The organism is Ramlibacter monticola, from assembly GCF_016722785.1.
Taxonomy (GTDB): Bacteria; Pseudomonadota; Gammaproteobacteria; order Burkholderiales; family Burkholderiaceae_C; genus Ramlibacter; species Ramlibacter monticola.
In genome coordinates this window covers 1-16,910 of sequence record NZ_JAEQNE010000002.1, presented here as the reverse complement: position 1 = coordinate 16,910, position 16,910 = coordinate 1, and the positions used below count along the sequence as shown (strand labels likewise).

Genomic DNA, 16,910 nt, shown 5'->3' with positions numbered 1-16,910 from the left:
GCCTCCTTGAGTTGAAAATTCAGCCGGATCCAGCGCGACGTGATCGCCCGAGGAATCTTCACATCGGATCTGGAGAAAAAGCTGATGCGATACATCCGCGAGCACAACAAGGATCCAAAGCCGATCAAGTGGAAATACGCGGACCCTTCCCGGCGAATCCAGCCGGTGCCATTTCAATGATTCAGTGGACTAGTGCACAGGTGTTTCCGCTGCAACCGGGGCACCCGCTTGGGCCGTCGCCAAGGCGACGGCGACGGCTGCGGGGTTCATGCTGTCGACCATCGCGCTCGGGATCAAGATCGTCGTCCCGCGCTCCTTCGTGGTCTCGTAGACGATGTTCATCGCCCGCAGCTGCAAGGCACCCGGCTGGCCGGCGTAGACGCGGGCCGCCTCGACGAACCGCGCCGCGATCTCGGCTTCGGCCGAGCCCAGGATGATCCGGGCCTGCTTCTCGCGTTCGGCCTGCGCCTGGCGCGACATCGAGTCCTGCAACGCCACGGGGATCGCGACGTCGCGGATTTCGACCGATCGCACTGTCACGCCCCACTCGACGGTCTTGGCGCCGATTTCTTCCCCGAGCTGGCGGTCGGCCGCGCGCCGGTCCGATAGCAGAGCGGCCAGCATCGACGACCCGATCATCTCGCGCAGCGACGTCTGAGCCACGCGGTCGATCGCCTGCCGGTAGTCCGTGATGGCCAGCGCTGCCTTCTGCGCGTCGTGCACGTGCCAGAAAATGATCGCGTCAACATTCACAGGCACCGTATCGCGCGTCAGCGCCTGCTCCGCGTTGAACGCGGTGGTCTGAATGCGCTCGTCGATCACGGCCACTACCGTGTCAACGACGGGGATGATGGCAAACAGGCCAGGTCCGCGGACCCCTTGCAGCTTGCCCGCGCGCAGCACGACGAACTTCTGCCAGGTGTTGGCCATCTTGAGCGAGGCGGCGACGACCGCCGCGACCACCCACAAGGCCACGGCCGCCTGCAGCCAGCCGAGGAATGCGAGTCCCGCGCCTGCCAGCGCGATCGCCGCGACAACGAAGATGGTGATGGGGTTCATCCGGGCCTTCAAGTGGTCCTCCAGAGCATGGGGAATTCACACCCCTGTGTCCGTGCGTTTCCGAACACAAGGGCCGGGCCCGGCTGATGGCCGCCGGACGAAGGGCGCTATGGCTCACGCCGGCACTTCAAGCGGAAGAGTGACCCGAAACTGGCTCCCCCGGCCCTTCCCCGCGCTGGTCGCGACGACGGCGCCGCCATGCTCGAGGACCAGTTCCTGCACGACGGCGAGCCCGATGCCGAAGCCTGCCCGGTCGAAGGCCACGGCATGGGCGTCCTGCACGAAGATCTTGAACAGATGCGGCAGCGCCTCCGGGGTGATACCGATGCCGTTGTCGGAGATGGCGACCACCACATTCGGCCCCTGGACGCTGACGACCAACCCGAGCTCGCCGCCCTCGGGCGTGTACTTGGAGGCGTTCTCCAGCAGGTTGCCGAAGACCTGCACCAGCCGCACCGGATCGGCAAACACCGGCACCGCACCCGCCGGCATCGCACTGCTGAACTTCTGGTGGCGCCCTTCCGCCAGCGGGAGGAAGGACTCGATGGCCAGCGCCAGTAGTCGAACCAGGTCGACGCTCACCCGCTCAAGCCGGAATTTTCCGGTACTCACGCGTGCGCCGTCCAGAAGGTCACTGATCAGGCGTGCGATGTGATTCACCTGCCCGGTGATGGTGGCCTGCAGCTTGGCCAGCATCTCGGGGTCGTCGTGCGCACGATCCAGCATGCGCGCCGCCAGCCGCAGCGGCAGGAGCGGATTGCGCAGTTCATGGGCCACGGTGGCGAAGAAGGCCACGTACTGGCGGTAGGCTTGCTTCGCCTCCTCCTCCAGCTCCTGCGAGTGCAGGGCCGCCACCACGAGTCGTTCGTTGGCCTCTCGCAGATCGTCGAAGGCCTCCGGCCAATCCCGCCGCGCCATGGCAACTGCGGGGGCGGCCGGGCTGCTCACGCGCTCCAGGGCGGTGCGCGCCGCGTCCGCGATTTCATGGGCGCGCACGGCGGCCACCACGAGTTCTTGATTGGTCTCGTGCAGGACTCCGCCACCTGCTGCGCTCAGGTCTCGTTCGACACTGGCGAGCTTCTGTCGCAGCGTCACCAGTTCGGTTCGCAAGGCCGACGCCTCGACGGCCAGCACTTCCAGCGGGCTGGGGCCCCGGGTGGAGCCCCTGCGGGAAGAATCCCTCTTCATGGTCGCACCTCGGCAAGAAAGGACATTGGGGTTCATGAGCTCTTCTCCGGATTCGGGCTTCCCCAGCTGGGATCGATGGGCTCTCCTGGGTCTCTCTTGCGCAGGGTGGGTCGGCCACCCAGCAAGCCTTCGTGTTGGTGCAGCATGCCTCCCAGCCGGATGCCGTTGTCGTCGATGTGGAACAGCCGCAGTTCGTTGGAGTGCGCACTGTCCCGCACCTTCGCGACGGCCATCACCCGCAGCAGGCGGCTGTCGACCTCGACGTAGCGCTGCACGATGATCGCGTCGGTGAGGAAGGCGGTGCCGTAGGGGCTGAAGCGCAGGTCGAGGAACCGATCCTCCAGTTCGGAGGTCATGAAGATGGTCACGCCGGTACTGGCGATCGCCAGCACCATGCGTGACAGCGATTCGCGGAAGTCTTCGCGGAATGTCGGCGCAAGGGCGAGTTCGAATCCCGACAGCGAGTCGATCACCACCCGGGTGGCCTTCAGGCGCGTGATTTCGGCGACCAGCAACGTGCAGATCTCGTCAACCGACAAGCCGGGCGCTCGCGCATCGATGACGCCCACGCGGCCGGCCGCGATCAGCTCCGCCAGCGCCCTCCCGCGCGAGCGGCCCGGGCGCTGCTCGAAGGTCGCCAGGACGCCCGTTTCGCCCTCGGCCGCCCCTTCCACCAGGAAGGACGAGGCGAGGATGCTCTTGCCGGCGCCCGACGGGCCGGCCACCAGGAGCGAGTAGCCGCGCGGCAGACCGCCCCCCAGCATGTCGTCCAGCCCCTCGACACCCATGCGCACGCGCTGCCGCGACGGATGCGGGGCCGCCCGCAGTTGCGGCCGGTCCAGCGCGGGCAGCGAGAACACGTGGATGCCGGCGCTGTCGATGCGGAACGAGTGCAGGCCAGCCAGGGTCGCTTGCCCTCGCATCTTGGCGATCTCCAGTTTGCGCACCACCGAGTTGCGCTGCTCGCTCTGGCGCAGCCAGATCAGGCCGTCGGCCACCGTGAACACCGGGTTGTTGTCGTTGCCCGGGTACTCGCCGACGAGGAAGGTGGTCGCCTGCCAGCTGGTCATGAGCACACCCAGCTCCTGCACGAATTCCTGCAGGTTGCGCAGGGGCACCGCGCCGTCCGCCCCCGTGGTCGCGAGCGAGCGAAAGGAGTCGACGAATACGAGCCCCGGTCCCTTCGCCTCGATTTCAGCCAGGATGCGATGCAGCACCTTGCCGAGGTCGCCCGAGGCCGCCTCCTCCGCGAGGTTGATGAAATGGATGGCGTGTTGCAGCTTGCCGGCGTCGAAGAAATCGAACTGCTGCTGGTAACGCAGCATCTTCACCGGCGGCTCACCCAGGACGGTGAAGTAGAGGGCCGGACGCTCCGCACTGGCCAGCGCGAACATGATCTGGTGCGCCAGCGTCGTCTTGCCGGACCCCGGGGGGCCCGCTATGACGTTGAAGGAGAACTCGGGGAGGCCGCCTCCCAGCACGTCGTCGAGGCCGGGCACTCCGGTGAGGAGGCGGTGGATGATCGCTCGGTCGTTGGCGGCATTCATGGCTGGGATTCCTTGGCGGCGTCGCCGTGCGGGGGCGCGCGTTGCTGCGGAGCCAGCAGTCGGGTGGTCAACGACTCACCGAGAAGGCTGACCAGCAGAACGCGGAAGTTCGCCAGCAGTTCCGCGCTGGCGGCGGCGGCGGTCAAACCGTCCTGTGCGGCCAGGGCGGTGTGCAATGGGGCGAGCCCGCCTGGCTGCAGCAGTCCATCCCGGGCGGGGGCGAGCCACGGGCGGGTGGTCAGCGTCAGATGGACGCTGCGCTGGTACAGCGCGGCTACACCGCGCCGGCCGAGAACCGGCGCGAGCAGCGCGTCGATTTCCGCCCATGCCGCGACTGCAGCATCCGCCGCGGCGCCTGGATCATTCTCGCTGTCGTGCGAGCGTCGTGGAGCATCGATTTGCAGCCTCCCACCGAAAGCCCCGGCAGGGAATCGCTCGAGACTATTGGACCATTGTGCGCTCAAGGTCTCCCGACTGCGGCGCAGGGTAACTTGTTGTGGCACCGGTCGGGACACCCCACAACATAGTGGGGCGCTATGGGTCGAGTCTGTCGTCGTCGATCCAGGCTCGGAGCAGCGTATAGGCCACTGCGAGCACGACAGGGCCGACGAAAACACCCACCAGACCGAATGCCAGCAGCCCACCAACCACGCCAGCAAAGATCAGCAACAGCGGCAAGTCAGCGCCACGCTTGATGAGCACGGGCCGAAGGAAGTTGTCCATGATCACAACGACCATGGACCAGACGAGCAGGAACGTGCCCCACGTCGTCTCGCCGCTCCAATAAAGCCAGATCACCGCGGGAACCAGCACCGGCGACGGGCCGACCTGCGCAATGCACAAGAAGGCAACCACCGCCGTGAGCAGCCCGGCAAACTTAATTCCAGCCACACCCAGCCCGATCCCGCTGAGTGCAGCCTGCACGACCGCCGTCAAGACCACCCCGAGCGCGACGCCGCGGATTGCCTGGCCGGCAAGCCGCACGGCGTTCTCGCCGCGGTCCCCCGCCAGGCGGCGGCCGAAGCGTAGAACGACCAGCGCGGCGGCTTCGCCGCTCGCGTACATCAACGCCGTGAGAATCAGCGTCAGCAGGAACTGAATGAACAGGACTCCTGCGTTGCCGGCCTCCGAGGCCAACCATTGCGTCAACCTTCCCGCATAAGGCATCGCTCGCGACAGCAGCCCCTCGACGCCTGACGCTGCGGCCTGCTCCCAGGCCAGCGTCAGTTTCGACCCGATGAAGGGCAGACGGGCGATCCAGTCCGGGGGCGTCGGCATGCGGAAGCTGGCCATCGATTTCAGCCACGTGACGAGTTCGTCTGCGTTCAGGACCACCGTGCCGATCGCGAGCGCCAGCGGTACTACGAACACGAGCAGCAACACCGCGGTCATTGCGGCAATGGCAAGCCACCGGCGCTTCCACAACCGAGCCTGGAACCACAACAGCACGGGCCACGTGGCGACGACGATCATCGTCGCCCAAATCGCGGCGGCAACGAACGGCCGCAGGATCCAGAGCGACGCCACGATCAACCCGCCCAGGAAGATAGCGCCGAGAAGCGTTCGGGTCAGCTCGCGTTGACGTTCCGCCATGGGGCACCCCGAAGTGGTTCCGCTCGTCTGAACAGCATTCCCGATTCTCAAGTGGACTGCGCGCGGCTTGCAAACGGACCAGCCCGGGGCCGGCGGGCATCGCTTGCATGGAACTCCAGCCGCGATGAGCAACCCGGGCGCACCGAGGTTTTCGATCGTACCCGGGCAGCGCGAGCTGAGGAAGACGGAGTCGTGTTCACCGAGGCGTCTCGGCGAGGACGTCCGCAGACGACATCTTCGCAAGCATCGAGAGCTTTTGTCTGCGAACCTCTGACTCAGGACACTAGCTAGCTAGTGATATCGCCGCCGCCGGCGGGTCGCTGAGCTGCGCGAGGGACGGCACCCGTCGATGATCAAGAACGTGTCCGGCGCACCGCGCTTCTGGTGCAGGTCGTAGTAAAGGCAGCCCGGCTCGGCCCGCGCCGGCTCGACGAACCGCAGCGCGAGCTCGCGCACGCGGTCGCGGTTCTCGGTTGAGCAGCGCAGCTCGCAGACGATGTGGACTTCATCCTGTGTGTTGTTCGGCATTTCGTGCTGGCCTCAGTTCTTGCCAGCGTAGACGCGCGTCATGCCGCCATCGACGACCAGGTCGACGCCGCGGATGTAGCGGCTCTGGTCGGATGCCAGGAAGACCAGGGCGTCGCCGATGTCCTCGGCCGTGCCGACACGGCCGGCCGGGATCTCGGTCGCGACGCGCTCGACGTAATCGGCAACCTGCCGGTCCGTCATCTTCTGCTCGTGGCCGTAGCCCTCGGTCGGCACCACGCCAGGGCTGATCGTGTTGATGCGGATGTCGCGGTGCTTGAGGTCGGTCGTCCAGCTTCGCGCGAGCGAACGCACGGCCGCCTTGGTCGCGGCGTACACCGCGAAGCCGGGCAGGCCCATGTCGGCGGTGATCGAGGCGTTGAGGACAACCGAAGCGCCGTTACGCAGCACCCCGAGCATCGTCTGCATCGTCAGCACGACGCCCTTGATGTTGATGGACAGCTCGCTGTCGATCTGCGACTCGGTCAAATCCATCGGCGGCGTGGCGTGACCACCGCCGGCATTGGCGAAGAGGATGTCGAGTTGGCCATGCGCGGCCTTGATGTCGTCTGCGACACGCTGCATGTCGGCCTTGATGCTGGCGTCGGCCCGGATGCCATGGGTCCCTTTTCCAAGCTTCCCGGCAGCCGTGTCGAGCACGTCCTGCCGGCGCCCCGTGATGTAGACGATCGCGCCGTGTTCGATCAGGCGCTTGGCCGCGCCGAAGCCGATGCCGGTCGCGCCGCCGGTGACGAGCACCACGCGCCCTTCGAGTGTGGGTGCAGTCATTTCAGGCGCCTCAACGGTTGACGGTTTTCATCATCTGGGCGTTGTAGCGCTCGCCCGTGACCGGCGCCTTCGCCATCACGTCGGCCAGTTCCTGCAGATCGGCGGCGGTCAACTCGACGTTTGCGCCCCCGATGTTTTCTTCGAGGCGATGCAACTTGGTGGTTCCCGGGATCGACGTGATCCACGGCTTCTGTGCCAGGAGCCAGGCGAGCGCGACCTGTGCCGGCATTGCGTTCTTCCGCTTGGCCACTTCACCGATCAGCGCGACCAGGTTGTGATTGGCTTCCCGCGCTTCGTCGGCGAAGCGCGGCAGGTTCCTGCGCGCGCCGGTGATGAACACCAATGTCACACGCGCCATGATGAAGAAGAGGAACCAGCAAAGCGCCAGAAAATGCACCGGCTCTTCCGGGATCCATCGCGTTCGTAGCGACCGCGCGCAAGTTCTTGTTGTCGAGCACCGAGGCTCGCGTCATGGTGGAACAATGGGTTTGCCCCATGTCAGACGCGCTCGACCAACTTTGCATCGATACCATCCGCTTCCTGTCGGTGGACGCGGTGCAGAAGGCCAACAGCGGACACCCAGGCATGCCGCTAGGCGCTGCGCCGATGGCGTATGCATTGTGGAGCCGGCATCTCAAGTGCAACCCACGCAATTCCGCCTGGCCGGACCGCGACCGCTTCATCCTCTCGGCCGGGCACGGTTCGATGCTGCTCTACAGCCTGCTGCACCTGAGCGGATACGACGTGCCGCTGGACGACATCAAGAGCTTCCGGCAGTGGGACAGCAAGGCGCCGGGCCATCCCGAACGCGGACACACGCCCGGCGTCGAAGTCACCACCGGCCCACTGGGGCAGGGCTTTGCGAACGCGGTCGGCATGGCGATCGCGGAGGCACAGCTCGCGGCGCGATACAACCGAGCGAGTCACGAAATCGTCAACCACCGCACCTACGCGATCGTCAGTGACGGCGATCTCATGGAAGGTGTGGCATCTGAGGCCGCGTCGCTGGCGGGGCACCTGAAACTCGGCAAATTGATTTGCCTGTACGACGACAACCGTGTGACGCTGTCCGCGGGTACCCCGATGACATTTTCCGAGGACCGCGCGGCGCGCTTCGACGCTTATGGATGGCACACGCAGTCGGTGGCCGACGGCAACGATGTCGATGCGATCGACCAGGCGTTGGAGTGCGCGCGCGCGGAAACATCGAGACCATCGCTCATCCTGGTGCGCACGCACATCGGCTACGGCTCGCCGAACAAGCACGACAGCTACGAGGCTCACGGCTCGCCGCTCGGCGCGGACGAAGTGCAATTGACCAAGGAGCGGCTCGGATGGCCGAGCGAGCCGCCGTTCCTGATTCCGCAAGCCGCGCTCGCGCGCATGCGCGAAGCGCTTTCGCGCGGCGAGCGCGACGAAGCGAACTGGAACGCGCGCATGAAAGCCTATGCGCAGGCCTCCCCCGATCTGGCTGCGGAATTGCAAAGCCGGCTGCGCGGTGACTTGCCGGCCGGCTGGGATGCCGACATTCCGGTCTTTCCCGCCGACGCCAAGGGCATGGCCACGCGGGCCGCGTCGGGCAAGGTGATGAATGCCATTGCGCCGCAACTGCCCGCGCTGACGGGCGGTTCGGCCGACCTGGACCCGTCGACCAAGACCGCGCTCAAGGACCTGGGCGACTTCAATCCACCCGTGGCCACCGGTGAGGACACGCAGGGATCGGACGGCGGTGGTTGGAGCCCTGCCGGTCGCAACCTTCATTTCGGTGTGCGCGAACACGCGATGGGCGCAATCGTGAACGGCTTGGGCGCGCACGGCGGATTCATTCCCTACGGGGCGACCTTCCTGATCTTCTCCGACTACATGCGTCCCGCGATCCGCCTCGCGGCGCTGTCGAAGCTGCACGTGGTGCACGTCTTCACGCACGACAGCATCGCGCTGGGTGAAGACGGACCGACCCATCAGCCCGTGGAGCAACTGGCCAGCCTGCGCGCGATGCCCGACCTCACGGTGATCCGTCCTGCCGACGCCAACGAGACGGCGGTGGCCTGGAAAGTGGCGATCGAGATGCGTGATCGACCCGCGCTACTGGTCCTCACGCGTCAGGATGTCGCCACGCTCGACCGCGCGCGCAATGCGAATGCGGAAGGCCTGCGCCGCGGCGCCTATGTGCTGAGCGACGCGAAGGATCGGCGCCCCGCGCTGATCCTGATCGCCAGCGGGTCGGAAGTGGGTCTGATCGTCGCCGCTGCCGAGCGCCTGCGCGGCGAGGGCATCGCGGTGCGTTGCGTGTCGATGCCCAGTTGGGATCTGTTCGAGGCGCAATCGAAAGACTATCGCGACGAGGTGCTGCCGCCGGATGTGCCCGCGCGTCTTGCCGTGGAGATGGGCGTGGCGCAAGGCTGGCACCGCTACATTGGCGATCGCGGTGAGATGCTCGGCGTCGACCGTTTCGGTGCGTCGGCGCCCGCCGACGTGCTGCTGCGCGAATACGGGTTCACCGTCGAGAACGTGGTGTCGCGCGCGCGCAGGCTGTTGGCCAGGACGGGGGAGATGCATGCTCCATGAGTTCAAGGTCGGGGACCATGTCCGGTGGAACTCCGAAGCCGGGTACGTGACCGGCCGCATCATCAAGGTCCACACGCGCGACACCGACTACAAGGGCCACATGCATCGCTGCAGCCCCGACGACCCCCAATACGAGATCAAGAGCGACAAGACCGAACACATCGCCTTGCACAAGGGACGCGCGCTGCACAAGCTCGATTAAGCCGACAGGCCATCGCGCCTCATTGACCATCGCGGCGCCACAGCATGGCCCCCCCTTCGATGCCGGCATCGTTGGAGACAAGGCTCACGTTGTCCGGCAGCTTGATCGAGACATTCGCGGCGTTGCCACCACCGATGAAGAGGTGATCGAAATGCAGCAGCGCATACAGGATGTCGACGGTGCGCGCCACGCGCCGGTTCCATCGCTTCACTCCCACTTTCTTCAGCGCGGCGTCGCCGATGTAGTCGTCGTAGGTCTTGTTGCCGCGAATCGGGTGATGCGCCAGCTCGAGGTGGGGCATGACGTCTCCGTCACGGAAAAGGCCTGTGCCCGCGCCGGTGCCCAGCGTCAGCACCAGCTCGAGCCCCTTGCCCTTGATGACAGCCAGGCCCTGCATCTCGGCATCGTTGATCATGCGCGCGGGTGCGCCGTGCAGTCGCCGTGACAACTCTTTCGGCAGTTCGAAATCCGCCCACTCCTTCGTGACCCAATGCGGCGCGGTGATCACCCGCCCATCGCGCACGACTCCGGGAAAACCGATTGCGATCCGGTCGTGAGCCGGCAGCGGTCGGACCAGCGCCACCAACGCGTCGACCATCGCACGAGGCGGGCAAGGATCGGGCGTCTTCACCGTCACTTTCTGCGTCAGCATTCGCCCGCGCGCATCGAGGATGGATGCCTTCAGGTGCGAGCCGCCGATGTCGATGGCAAGAATGCGCACGGCCGTCACGCTTTCTTTCTGCGCGCTGTGGGCGGCGAGATCTCTTGGTGTCGCATTTGCGGACGCGGCTGTTCGCCTTTCCCCGTGGCATGCAACAGGCAAAGCGCCGAGTTGATGAGTGCGACGTGGCTGAAGGCTTGTGGGAAATTGCCCAACATGCGTTTCGCGCGGGGGTCGTATTCTTCTGACAGCAAGCCGACGTCGTTGCGGCATTTCAGCAGCCGCTCGAACAGCCTCACCGCTTCTTGCTGTCGGCCCATCAGAACGTACAGTTCGACCAGCCAGAAGCTGCAGGGCAGGAACGCGCCCTCGCCTTGCGGCAAGTTGTCCACGCCGCTCGCGGTTTGGTAACGCAGCACCAAGCCACCAGCCATGAGGCATCTTTCGATTTCCGCCACCGTTGCCTCGATGCGCGTGTCGGTAGGCGGCAGGAAGCCGACGATGGGCAGAAGCAGCAGCGCTGCGTCGAGGCCTTGCGAACCGTAGGCTTGTACAAAGCAACCGCGCGCGCTGTCGACGCCCTGGCGGCAGATGTCGGCGTGGACTTCGGCGGCGAGCTTCTTCCAGTGCGCGCGTTGCGACTTGTTCTTCGCGGACTCGCGTGCCCGCCACGCACGATCGAACGCGACCCAGGCCATCACCTTGGAATGAACGAAGTGCTGCGGCTCGCCGCGGATCTCCCAGATGCCGTAGTCGGGCAATCGCCAGACTTTTTCGAGGTGCTTCAGGAACGCTACGCGCAACTCCTCGCGGCGCGGCGCGGCCGCGAGGCCGCCAAGCGCGGCGTGCTTGATCACGTCGGCCAGCTCGCCGTAAATGTCGAGCTGCATCTGGTCGGAGGCTGCGTTGCCCACGCGAACCGGCCGCGAGTCCGCGTGACCGGTGAGCCAGTCAAGTTCTCTTTCAGGTAGGTCGCGCTCGCCCGCGACGCCGTACATGATCTGCAGCTGGTCCGGACTGCCCGCTGCCGCTCGCAGCAACCAGTTCTGCCAGTCGTCAGCTTCGTCGGTATAGCCGGCATTCAGCAACGCGAGCAGCGTGAAAGCGGCGTCGCGCAGCCAGCAGTAGCGATAGTCCCAGTTGCGCACGCCGCCGAGTTTTTCCGGCAGCGAGGTGGTCGGCGCGGCGACGATGCCGCCGGTGGCACGGAAGCTCAGTCCCTTGAGCGTGACCAGCGACCGCCGCACATGCTTCGACCACTTCCCCTTGACCTCGCAGCGCCGCGACCAGTCGCGCCAGAACTCTTCGGTGCGCTCGCGCAGTGCCTGGACATCCGGCGGCGGAGGCGGCTGCAGGTGCGACGGCACATAGGTCAGGGCGAAGGGAATCGTCTGACCCTTCTTCACCGTGAATCGGCCCTCGGTGTGCAGGTCCTGGCCGTGCAGACGCACGGGTGTGCGCAGCACCAGCATCGACGGCCCGGCGATCGCGGTCAGCGTCTCGTTGTCCACGCGATTCACCCACGGCACCGACACGCCGTAGTCGAAACGGATGACGAGCTGCGTTTGCATCGACATCTTGCCTTCGCGGCCGATCACCAGGCGCACGATCGATGTGTCCGCTTCGCCGACCGGCATGAAGTCCACGACGGAAACGCTTCCGCCTTCGTTGGTGAAGCGGGTCTCCAGGATCAGGCCGCCATTCTGGTAGTGACGGCGCACCTTGGCGGCGGCGCGCGGCGCGATCTTCCAATGGCCGTTCTCCTCCGTGCCGACCAACGCCGCGAAACAGGCGCCGGAGTCGAAGCGCGGAACGCAGAACCAGTCGATCGAACCGTCGCGCCCGACCAGCGCGGCCGTGCGCATGTCGCCGATCATCGCGTAGTCTTCGATCCGGGCGGGCATCAGCTGCTCACGCCTCGCGCGCCCGCGCTCACGGCGACGTCGCGCCGGCCAATTGAGAGCTCTTGTCCGACAAGCGGGAAAGCAGCGACCGCCACGACTTCGAGAACGCCTCGGCGCCTTCTCGCTGAAGCCGCGCGGCCAGCGCGTCATCGTCGATGCCCTCGCGCCTGAATTCCAAAAGCACGGCCTCGGCATCCCCGCCATCGAACCGCATCGCAGAGCGCACCTTTCCATGATCGGCGAAGGCCTGCAGCGTCTTCTCCGGAATCGTATTGATCGTGTCGGGCGCGGCGAAAGCCTCGACATAAAGCGTGTCCGGCGCGGCGGGATCCTTGGTGCCGGTACTGGCCCAAAGAAGCCGTTGCGGATGGGCCCCCGCGCTTGAGAGCTTCTGCCACCGTGCCGAGCCCAGGAGGTCGCGGTACGCCTTGTAGGTGCGTATCGCGATCGCGATGCCGAGTCGATTGTGGAATTTTGGCGCGACCTGCTCCTTGACCGCGACATCCCAGCGGCTGACGAAGAGCGAGGCGACCGACTCAACCTTTGGGTCGAGTCCGGAGGCGATACGGCGCTCGATGCCGCGCATGTAGGCTTCGGCGGCAGCGAGGTACTGCTCGCGCGAGAACAGCAAGGTCACGTTGACCGGCACGCCGGCGAAGATCGACTCCTCGATGGCCGGGATGCCGGCCGCGGTACCGGGGATCTTGATGAACAGGTTGGGCCTGTCGCCTGCCTTGTGCAGCGTCGCCGCGGCCTTGATGCTCGCTGCAGTGTCGTCCGCCAGCAGCGGCGACAGCTCGAGAGAGACCCAGCCGTCGACGCCGCCGGTCGCGTCGTGGGCGGGCCGGAAGAGATCGGCCGCCTGCCGCAAGTCCTGCAACGCCAGCTCGAAGAACAGCTGCTCGCCCGACTTACCGTGACGCGCCAGATCGGCGATCGCCTGGTCGTAGAGCGTGCCCTCGCCGATGGCTTTCTCGAAGATGGTGGGATTCGAGGTCAGGCCGGTCACCGAAAATTCCGCGATGTAGCGTGCGAGCGTGCCGTCGACAAGGATGTCGCGGCTGATGTTGTCGAGCCAGAGGCTCTGGCCGAGCGCATGAAGTTGCTGGGTGTTGCCGTTCATGATTGCTCCTGGGTCGCTGTCGGTGCGCCGGGCGCGACGCCCGGCAGTGTCGAGATGTCGAGATCGGCGAGATCGCCGATGCGCTCGACCGTCATGTCGGCGGCCGGATACTTCGCGATGTTGGCGACGTCCAATGCGTAGTGGCCTTGGCGTGGAAACACGGTCGTGAGACGCTCACGGAGGACGTCCTTCATGGCCGCGAGCACGCGAAGCTTGTCGTCGACCATGATGTAGTGGCGGGCCGGATACATGCGCTGCACCGCGTCCAGCATCAATTCCTTGTGGACGTAGATGTGGACCCGTCCGGCGACGGCGTCCCACAACCCGGAGCGCTGCACCTTGCGCGGTTGAAACACGACGTCGCCATCCGAGAGGATCACCGTCGGGCCAAATGCGCCGAGGCGCTCGATGACCTCCAGCGAACGCGCATAGAGCCGCTCGGAGAACGGGTAGTCGATGAGAAACGCGGAGATCAGCAGCAGCCGCTGCGCATCGCCGCCATCCATCGAGCCGGCGCGATAGCGTTGCAGCGCGCCGAGGTAGTCGGCGTAGCCGAGTTCGTCGCGCAACCCTTCGAAGATCGTCCAGTATCGATTTGCATTGGCCACGCCGAACGCCTGCTCGAGATGCTGCCGCAAGTCGGCGACGATCGCGTCGTTGTCGAGCAGAGTGTTGTCGACATCCAGCAGGAACACGACGTCCGATGTCATTGCGCGCGCCCGGATTGCGGCTTGTGCCAGCCGCCAGGCGGCGCGACCAGCGAGTCGGCCGCTTCCGGTCCCCAGGTGCCGACTTCGTAGGGCAATGCGCGGTGGTGCCGCTCGAGCACCGGTTGGACGACCGCCCAGGCGGCCTCCACGGCGTCCTGGCTGGTGAAGAGCGATCCATCGCCGGCCATCGCGTCGCCCAGCAGGCGTTCGTAGGGTGACTCGCCCGCGAGGGCGCCTTCGCACAAGTAGAGTTCGCGCTGATCGCCCGCGAATTCATGGCCGGGACGCTTGACGCGCGCGGCCAGCGCGATCGCCGCGACCGGATGCAATGCAAACCGCAAGTAGTTGGCGCGACCCTCCGCGAGATCGGCATCGTCGAACAGCCTTTGCGGAGGCGCGCGCCATTGCACCAGCACCTCGCTGGCATTCGTTGGAAGCCGCTTGCCGGAACGCAGGTACCACGGCACGCCGGCCCAGCGCCAAGAATCGATGAAGAGGCGCCCCGCGCAGAACGTCTCGACGTCGGAATCGGCAGCCACGTTCCTCTCCTTGCGATAGCCCTCGTACTGCCCGCGCACCAGGTCATCCGGGGTGAGCGGACGCATGGCGCGCAACACGCTGGCCTTCGCGCTTTGCACCGCGGCGTAGCTCTGGCTGGCGGGCGGCTGCATGGCGAGCAGCGCGACGATCTGGAACAGGTGGTTTTCGACCACGTCGCGCAGGCAACCGGCGGATTCATAGAAACGTCCCCGGTCGCCGATGCCGAAGTCTTCTGCCAGCGTGATCTGCACGCTGGCCACATGGTCGCGGTTCAGGATCGGCTCGAGGAACGAATTGGCAAAGCGGAAATAGAGGATGTTCATGATCGCCTCCTTGCCAAGGAAGTGATCGATGCGATAGATCGACGACTCGGCAAACACCGAGCGGGCGATCGCATCCAGCTCGATTGCAGAGGCCAGGTCGCGGCCGAATGGTTTTTCGACGATCACGCGTGCGTCGCGCGCCAGGCCGGCAGCCCCCAAGCTGCGGATCACCGTGGCGAACAGACCCGGAGGAATCGCCAGGTAGCAAGCCGGACGCAGTGCAGGGCCAAGGGCGGTGCGCAGTTCGGCGAAGGTCCGCGCATTCCGATAGTCGCCGCTGACGTATTGCAGAGGGCCAAGCAGGCGATCGAAGGCGGCTTTGTCGTCGATGCCGCCCTCGCGCTGGAGACTCTCCCGAACACGCTGTCGGATCGCTTCGATGCCCAGGGGCGAAGACGCGACCCCGATGACAGGAACCGTTAACGCCCCCTTCTTCACCATGGCGTAGAGCGCCGGGATGATCTTCTTGCTTGCCAGATCACCGGTGAAGCCAAAGACGACGAGCGCGTCCGAGTGCTGCGCATGCGCACGCCCTGCGTTGGCGGTCATTTCGCGCGCTCCGCGGCCTTCTCGACATGGCCGCCGAACTCGTGCCGCATGGCCGAAAGCAGCTGGTTGGCAAACTCCGCCTGGCCGCGCGAGGAGAAGCGCTGATACAGGGCCGCACTCAACACGGGCACCGGGACGGCTTCGTCGATGGCGGCCTGGAGCGTCCAACGCCCCTCGCCCGAATCTGAGACGCGCCCGTCGTAGTCATTCAGCTGCGGATCGTGCAGCAGCGCGTTGGCCGTGAGGTCGAGCAGCCACGAGCCGATCACGCTGCCGCGGCGCCAGAGTTCTGCGATGCGTGGGAGGTCCAGCTCGTACTGGTAGAACTCAGGCTCGCGCAGCGGCGTGGTCTCGGCATCCGTCGTGCGCGCATGCTTGCCGACGCCCGCGTTGCGCAGGATGTTGAGCCCTTCGGCATAGGCGGCCATCAGGCCGTACTCGATGCCGTTGTGAACCATCTTGACGAAGTGGCCTGAGCCGTGCGGCCCGCAGTGCAGATACCCTTCTTCGACACCGGTGACTTCGCCGGCACGCCCCGCTGTGCGAGGCGCTGCGCCGACGCCGGGGGCGAGGGCGGAGAAGACCGGCTGGAGCGTTTGGACAACGGCTTCCTCGCCGCCGATCATCAGGCAGTAACCGCGATCGAAGCCGGCGACCCCGCCGCTGGTCCCGACGTCGACGTAATGCAGGCCCGAAGCCGCGAATCGTTTCGCGCGGCGGATGTCGTCGCGGTAGTAGGAGTTGCCGCCGTCGATCACGATGTCACCGGGCTCGAGGTACTTCGTCAGCTCGTCGATGACATCGTCGACCGCGCCGGCCGGAACCATCAGCCACACTGCCCGCGGTCGCGTCAGTTGCGAGACCAGCGCTTCGATCGATGCCGCGCCTTTGGCACCTTCGCTTCGCATGCGGGTAACGGCAGCGGGCTGCGGGTCATGGACGATGCAGTCGAGGCCCTTGCCGAGCATGCGGCGCACCATGCTTGCGCCCATCCGACCCAATCCGATCACGCCGAGCTGCATGGAGTTCTCCTCGTGGGGAGTGACCTTCCATGCTGCTCAGCGATGGTTTGCAGCGCAATCGGCTGATCAACTCAGAACCCGTAAGAGCAGTCCCACGTTGAGAGCCCGCCGAGCTTGCGATGCGCGCCGCTGAGGTGCGAGACGGATGCCGTGAGTCGGGCTCAGTGAGTTGCAGCGCTCGAACGCAGCCGCGCAATGGCATCGGCGCAGTTGTCGCTGCAAAACACCGCCGAACCCGCGACGAGCGCGCTGGCCCCCGCTTCCACCGCAAGGCTCGCGGTGGCAGCGTCGATGCCTCCGTCCACTTCGATCCTCGGCTCCAGGCCGTGCGAGTCGCACATTCGTCGAAGTTCGCGGATCTTCGGGAGCACCTCGGGAAGAAAGGATTGTCCGGCGAAGCCTGGATTCACCGACATCATCAGCACGATGTCGCACAGGTGCAGCACCTGCTCGACGAAGGCGACGGGGCTGCCGGGGTTGAGCACCCGGATGGCCACCTCAAATTCCTCCACCTGTGGCCGGGTCAAATTCCTCCAGGCCAGGACGGGGGGATTTTCGTCTTTTCTTCCTTGACGGCTGTTCGGCAAGCGAAGCGCGTCAGGCCGGA

17 protein-coding genes and 1 pseudogene are annotated in these 16,910 nt (G+C 65.9%); 3 read left to right on the top strand and 15 right to left on the bottom strand.

Going from position 1 to position 16,910, the window contains the following annotated elements:
• Positions 1 to 18: 18 nt before the first annotated feature.
• Positions 19 to 180, top strand: a pseudogene (locus tag JJ685_RS29685) (IS630 family transposase); the annotation flags it as partial.
• A 9-nt stretch (positions 181 to 189) separates the two neighbouring features.
• On the opposite strand, the gene JJ685_RS08065 reads toward JJ685_RS29685, so the two are convergent.
• From JJ685_RS08065 to JJ685_RS08030, 8 genes are all read right to left on the bottom strand, one after another.
• Complete coding sequence (locus JJ685_RS08065; protein WP_201673750.1) at positions 190 to 1,059, bottom strand: slipin family protein; 870 nt, start codon at positions 1,057 to 1,059, stop codon at positions 190 to 192.
• Positions 1,060 to 1,173: 114 nt separating this feature from the next.
• Positions 1,174 to 2,283, bottom strand: a complete 1,110-nt coding sequence (locus JJ685_RS08060) for a sensor histidine kinase (protein ID WP_201673749.1) — start codon at positions 2,281 to 2,283, stop codon at positions 1,174 to 1,176.
• Complete coding sequence (locus JJ685_RS08055) at positions 2,280 to 3,794, bottom strand: ATPase domain-containing protein (RefSeq protein ID WP_201673748.1); 1,515 nt, start codon at positions 3,792 to 3,794, stop codon at positions 2,280 to 2,282. Before JJ685_RS08055 ends, JJ685_RS08060 begins: the two co-directional genes overlap by 4 nt.
• Positions 3,791 to 4,258, bottom strand: coding sequence for a hypothetical protein (locus JJ685_RS08050; protein ID WP_201673747.1), 468 nt, complete (start codon positions 4,256 to 4,258; stop codon positions 3,791 to 3,793). The genes JJ685_RS08055 and JJ685_RS08050 overlap by 4 nt, the downstream gene beginning before the upstream one ends.
• A gap of 70 nt (positions 4,259 to 4,328) precedes the next feature.
• Complete coding sequence (gene ydiK, locus JJ685_RS08045; protein ID WP_201673746.1) at positions 4,329 to 5,387, bottom strand: AI-2E family transporter YdiK; 1,059 nt, start codon at positions 5,385 to 5,387, stop codon at positions 4,329 to 4,331.
• A 291-nt stretch (positions 5,388 to 5,678) separates the two neighbouring features.
• Complete coding sequence (locus JJ685_RS08040; protein WP_201673745.1) at positions 5,679 to 5,915, bottom strand: putative quinol monooxygenase; 237 nt, start codon at positions 5,913 to 5,915, stop codon at positions 5,679 to 5,681.
• A 12-nt stretch (positions 5,916 to 5,927) separates the two neighbouring features.
• Positions 5,928 to 6,674 carry an SDR family oxidoreductase gene (locus JJ685_RS08035; RefSeq protein WP_330901730.1) on the bottom strand — a complete coding sequence of 249 codons (747 nt, stop codon included), beginning with the start codon at positions 6,672 to 6,674 and terminating at the stop codon, positions 5,928 to 5,930.
• A gap of 37 nt (positions 6,675 to 6,711) precedes the next feature.
• On the bottom strand, positions 6,712 to 7,098 hold the full coding sequence (locus JJ685_RS08030; protein ID WP_330901729.1) for an aldo/keto reductase: 387 nt from the start codon (positions 7,096 to 7,098) through the stop codon (positions 6,712 to 6,714).
• A 98-nt stretch (positions 7,099 to 7,196) separates the two neighbouring features.
• Here JJ685_RS08030 and tkt point away from each other — a divergent pair, with 98 nt between their 5' ends.
• The gene (gene tkt / locus JJ685_RS08025) at positions 7,197 to 9,269 is read left to right on the top strand and encodes a transketolase (RefSeq protein WP_201673743.1); all 2,073 of its coding nucleotides are present in this window, start codon (positions 7,197 to 7,199) and stop codon (positions 9,267 to 9,269) included.
• Complete coding sequence (locus JJ685_RS08020) at positions 9,259 to 9,471, top strand: hypervirulence associated TUDOR domain-containing protein (RefSeq protein WP_201673742.1); 213 nt, start codon at positions 9,259 to 9,261, stop codon at positions 9,469 to 9,471. The genes tkt and JJ685_RS08020 overlap by 11 nt, the downstream gene beginning before the upstream one ends.
• Positions 9,472 to 9,490: 19 nt before the next feature.
• On the opposite strand, the gene JJ685_RS08015 is transcribed toward JJ685_RS08020, so the two are convergent.
• From JJ685_RS08015 to JJ685_RS07985, 7 genes are all read right to left on the bottom strand, one after another.
• Positions 9,491 to 10,201, bottom strand: a complete 711-nt coding sequence (locus JJ685_RS08015; RefSeq protein ID WP_201674701.1) for an ROK family protein — start codon at positions 10,199 to 10,201, stop codon at positions 9,491 to 9,493.
• Positions 10,198 to 12,036, bottom strand: coding sequence for a glycoside hydrolase family 15 protein (locus JJ685_RS08010; protein WP_236598840.1), 1,839 nt, complete (start codon positions 12,034 to 12,036; stop codon positions 10,198 to 10,200). The genes JJ685_RS08015 and JJ685_RS08010 overlap by 4 nt, the downstream gene beginning before the upstream one ends.
• A gap of 28 nt (positions 12,037 to 12,064) precedes the next feature.
• Positions 12,065 to 13,159: a transaldolase gene (tal, locus tag JJ685_RS08005; protein WP_201673741.1), complete on the bottom strand. Its 1,095-nt coding sequence runs from the start codon at positions 13,157 to 13,159 to the stop codon at positions 12,065 to 12,067.
• Positions 13,156 to 13,869, bottom strand: coding sequence for an HAD family hydrolase (locus JJ685_RS08000; protein WP_201673740.1), 714 nt, complete (start codon positions 13,867 to 13,869; stop codon positions 13,156 to 13,158). The genes tal and JJ685_RS08000 overlap by 4 nt, the downstream gene beginning before the upstream one ends.
• Positions 13,866 to 15,281 carry a glucose-6-phosphate dehydrogenase gene (gene zwf / locus JJ685_RS07995; RefSeq protein WP_201673739.1) on the bottom strand — a complete coding sequence of 472 codons (1,416 nt, stop codon included), beginning with the start codon at positions 15,279 to 15,281 and terminating at the stop codon, positions 13,866 to 13,868. The genes JJ685_RS08000 and zwf overlap by 4 nt, the downstream gene beginning before the upstream one ends.
• A complete protein-coding gene (gene gnd / locus JJ685_RS07990; protein WP_201673738.1) occupies positions 15,278 to 16,303 on the bottom strand; it encodes a phosphogluconate dehydrogenase (NAD(+)-dependent, decarboxylating) in 1,026 nt (341 codons plus the stop codon). Before gnd ends, zwf begins: the two co-directional genes overlap by 4 nt.
• A gap of 161 nt (positions 16,304 to 16,464) precedes the next feature.
• On the bottom strand, positions 16,465 to 16,910 hold a 446-nt coding region (locus JJ685_RS07985; RefSeq protein WP_408015460.1), incomplete at its 5' end, for a ribulose-phosphate 3-epimerase.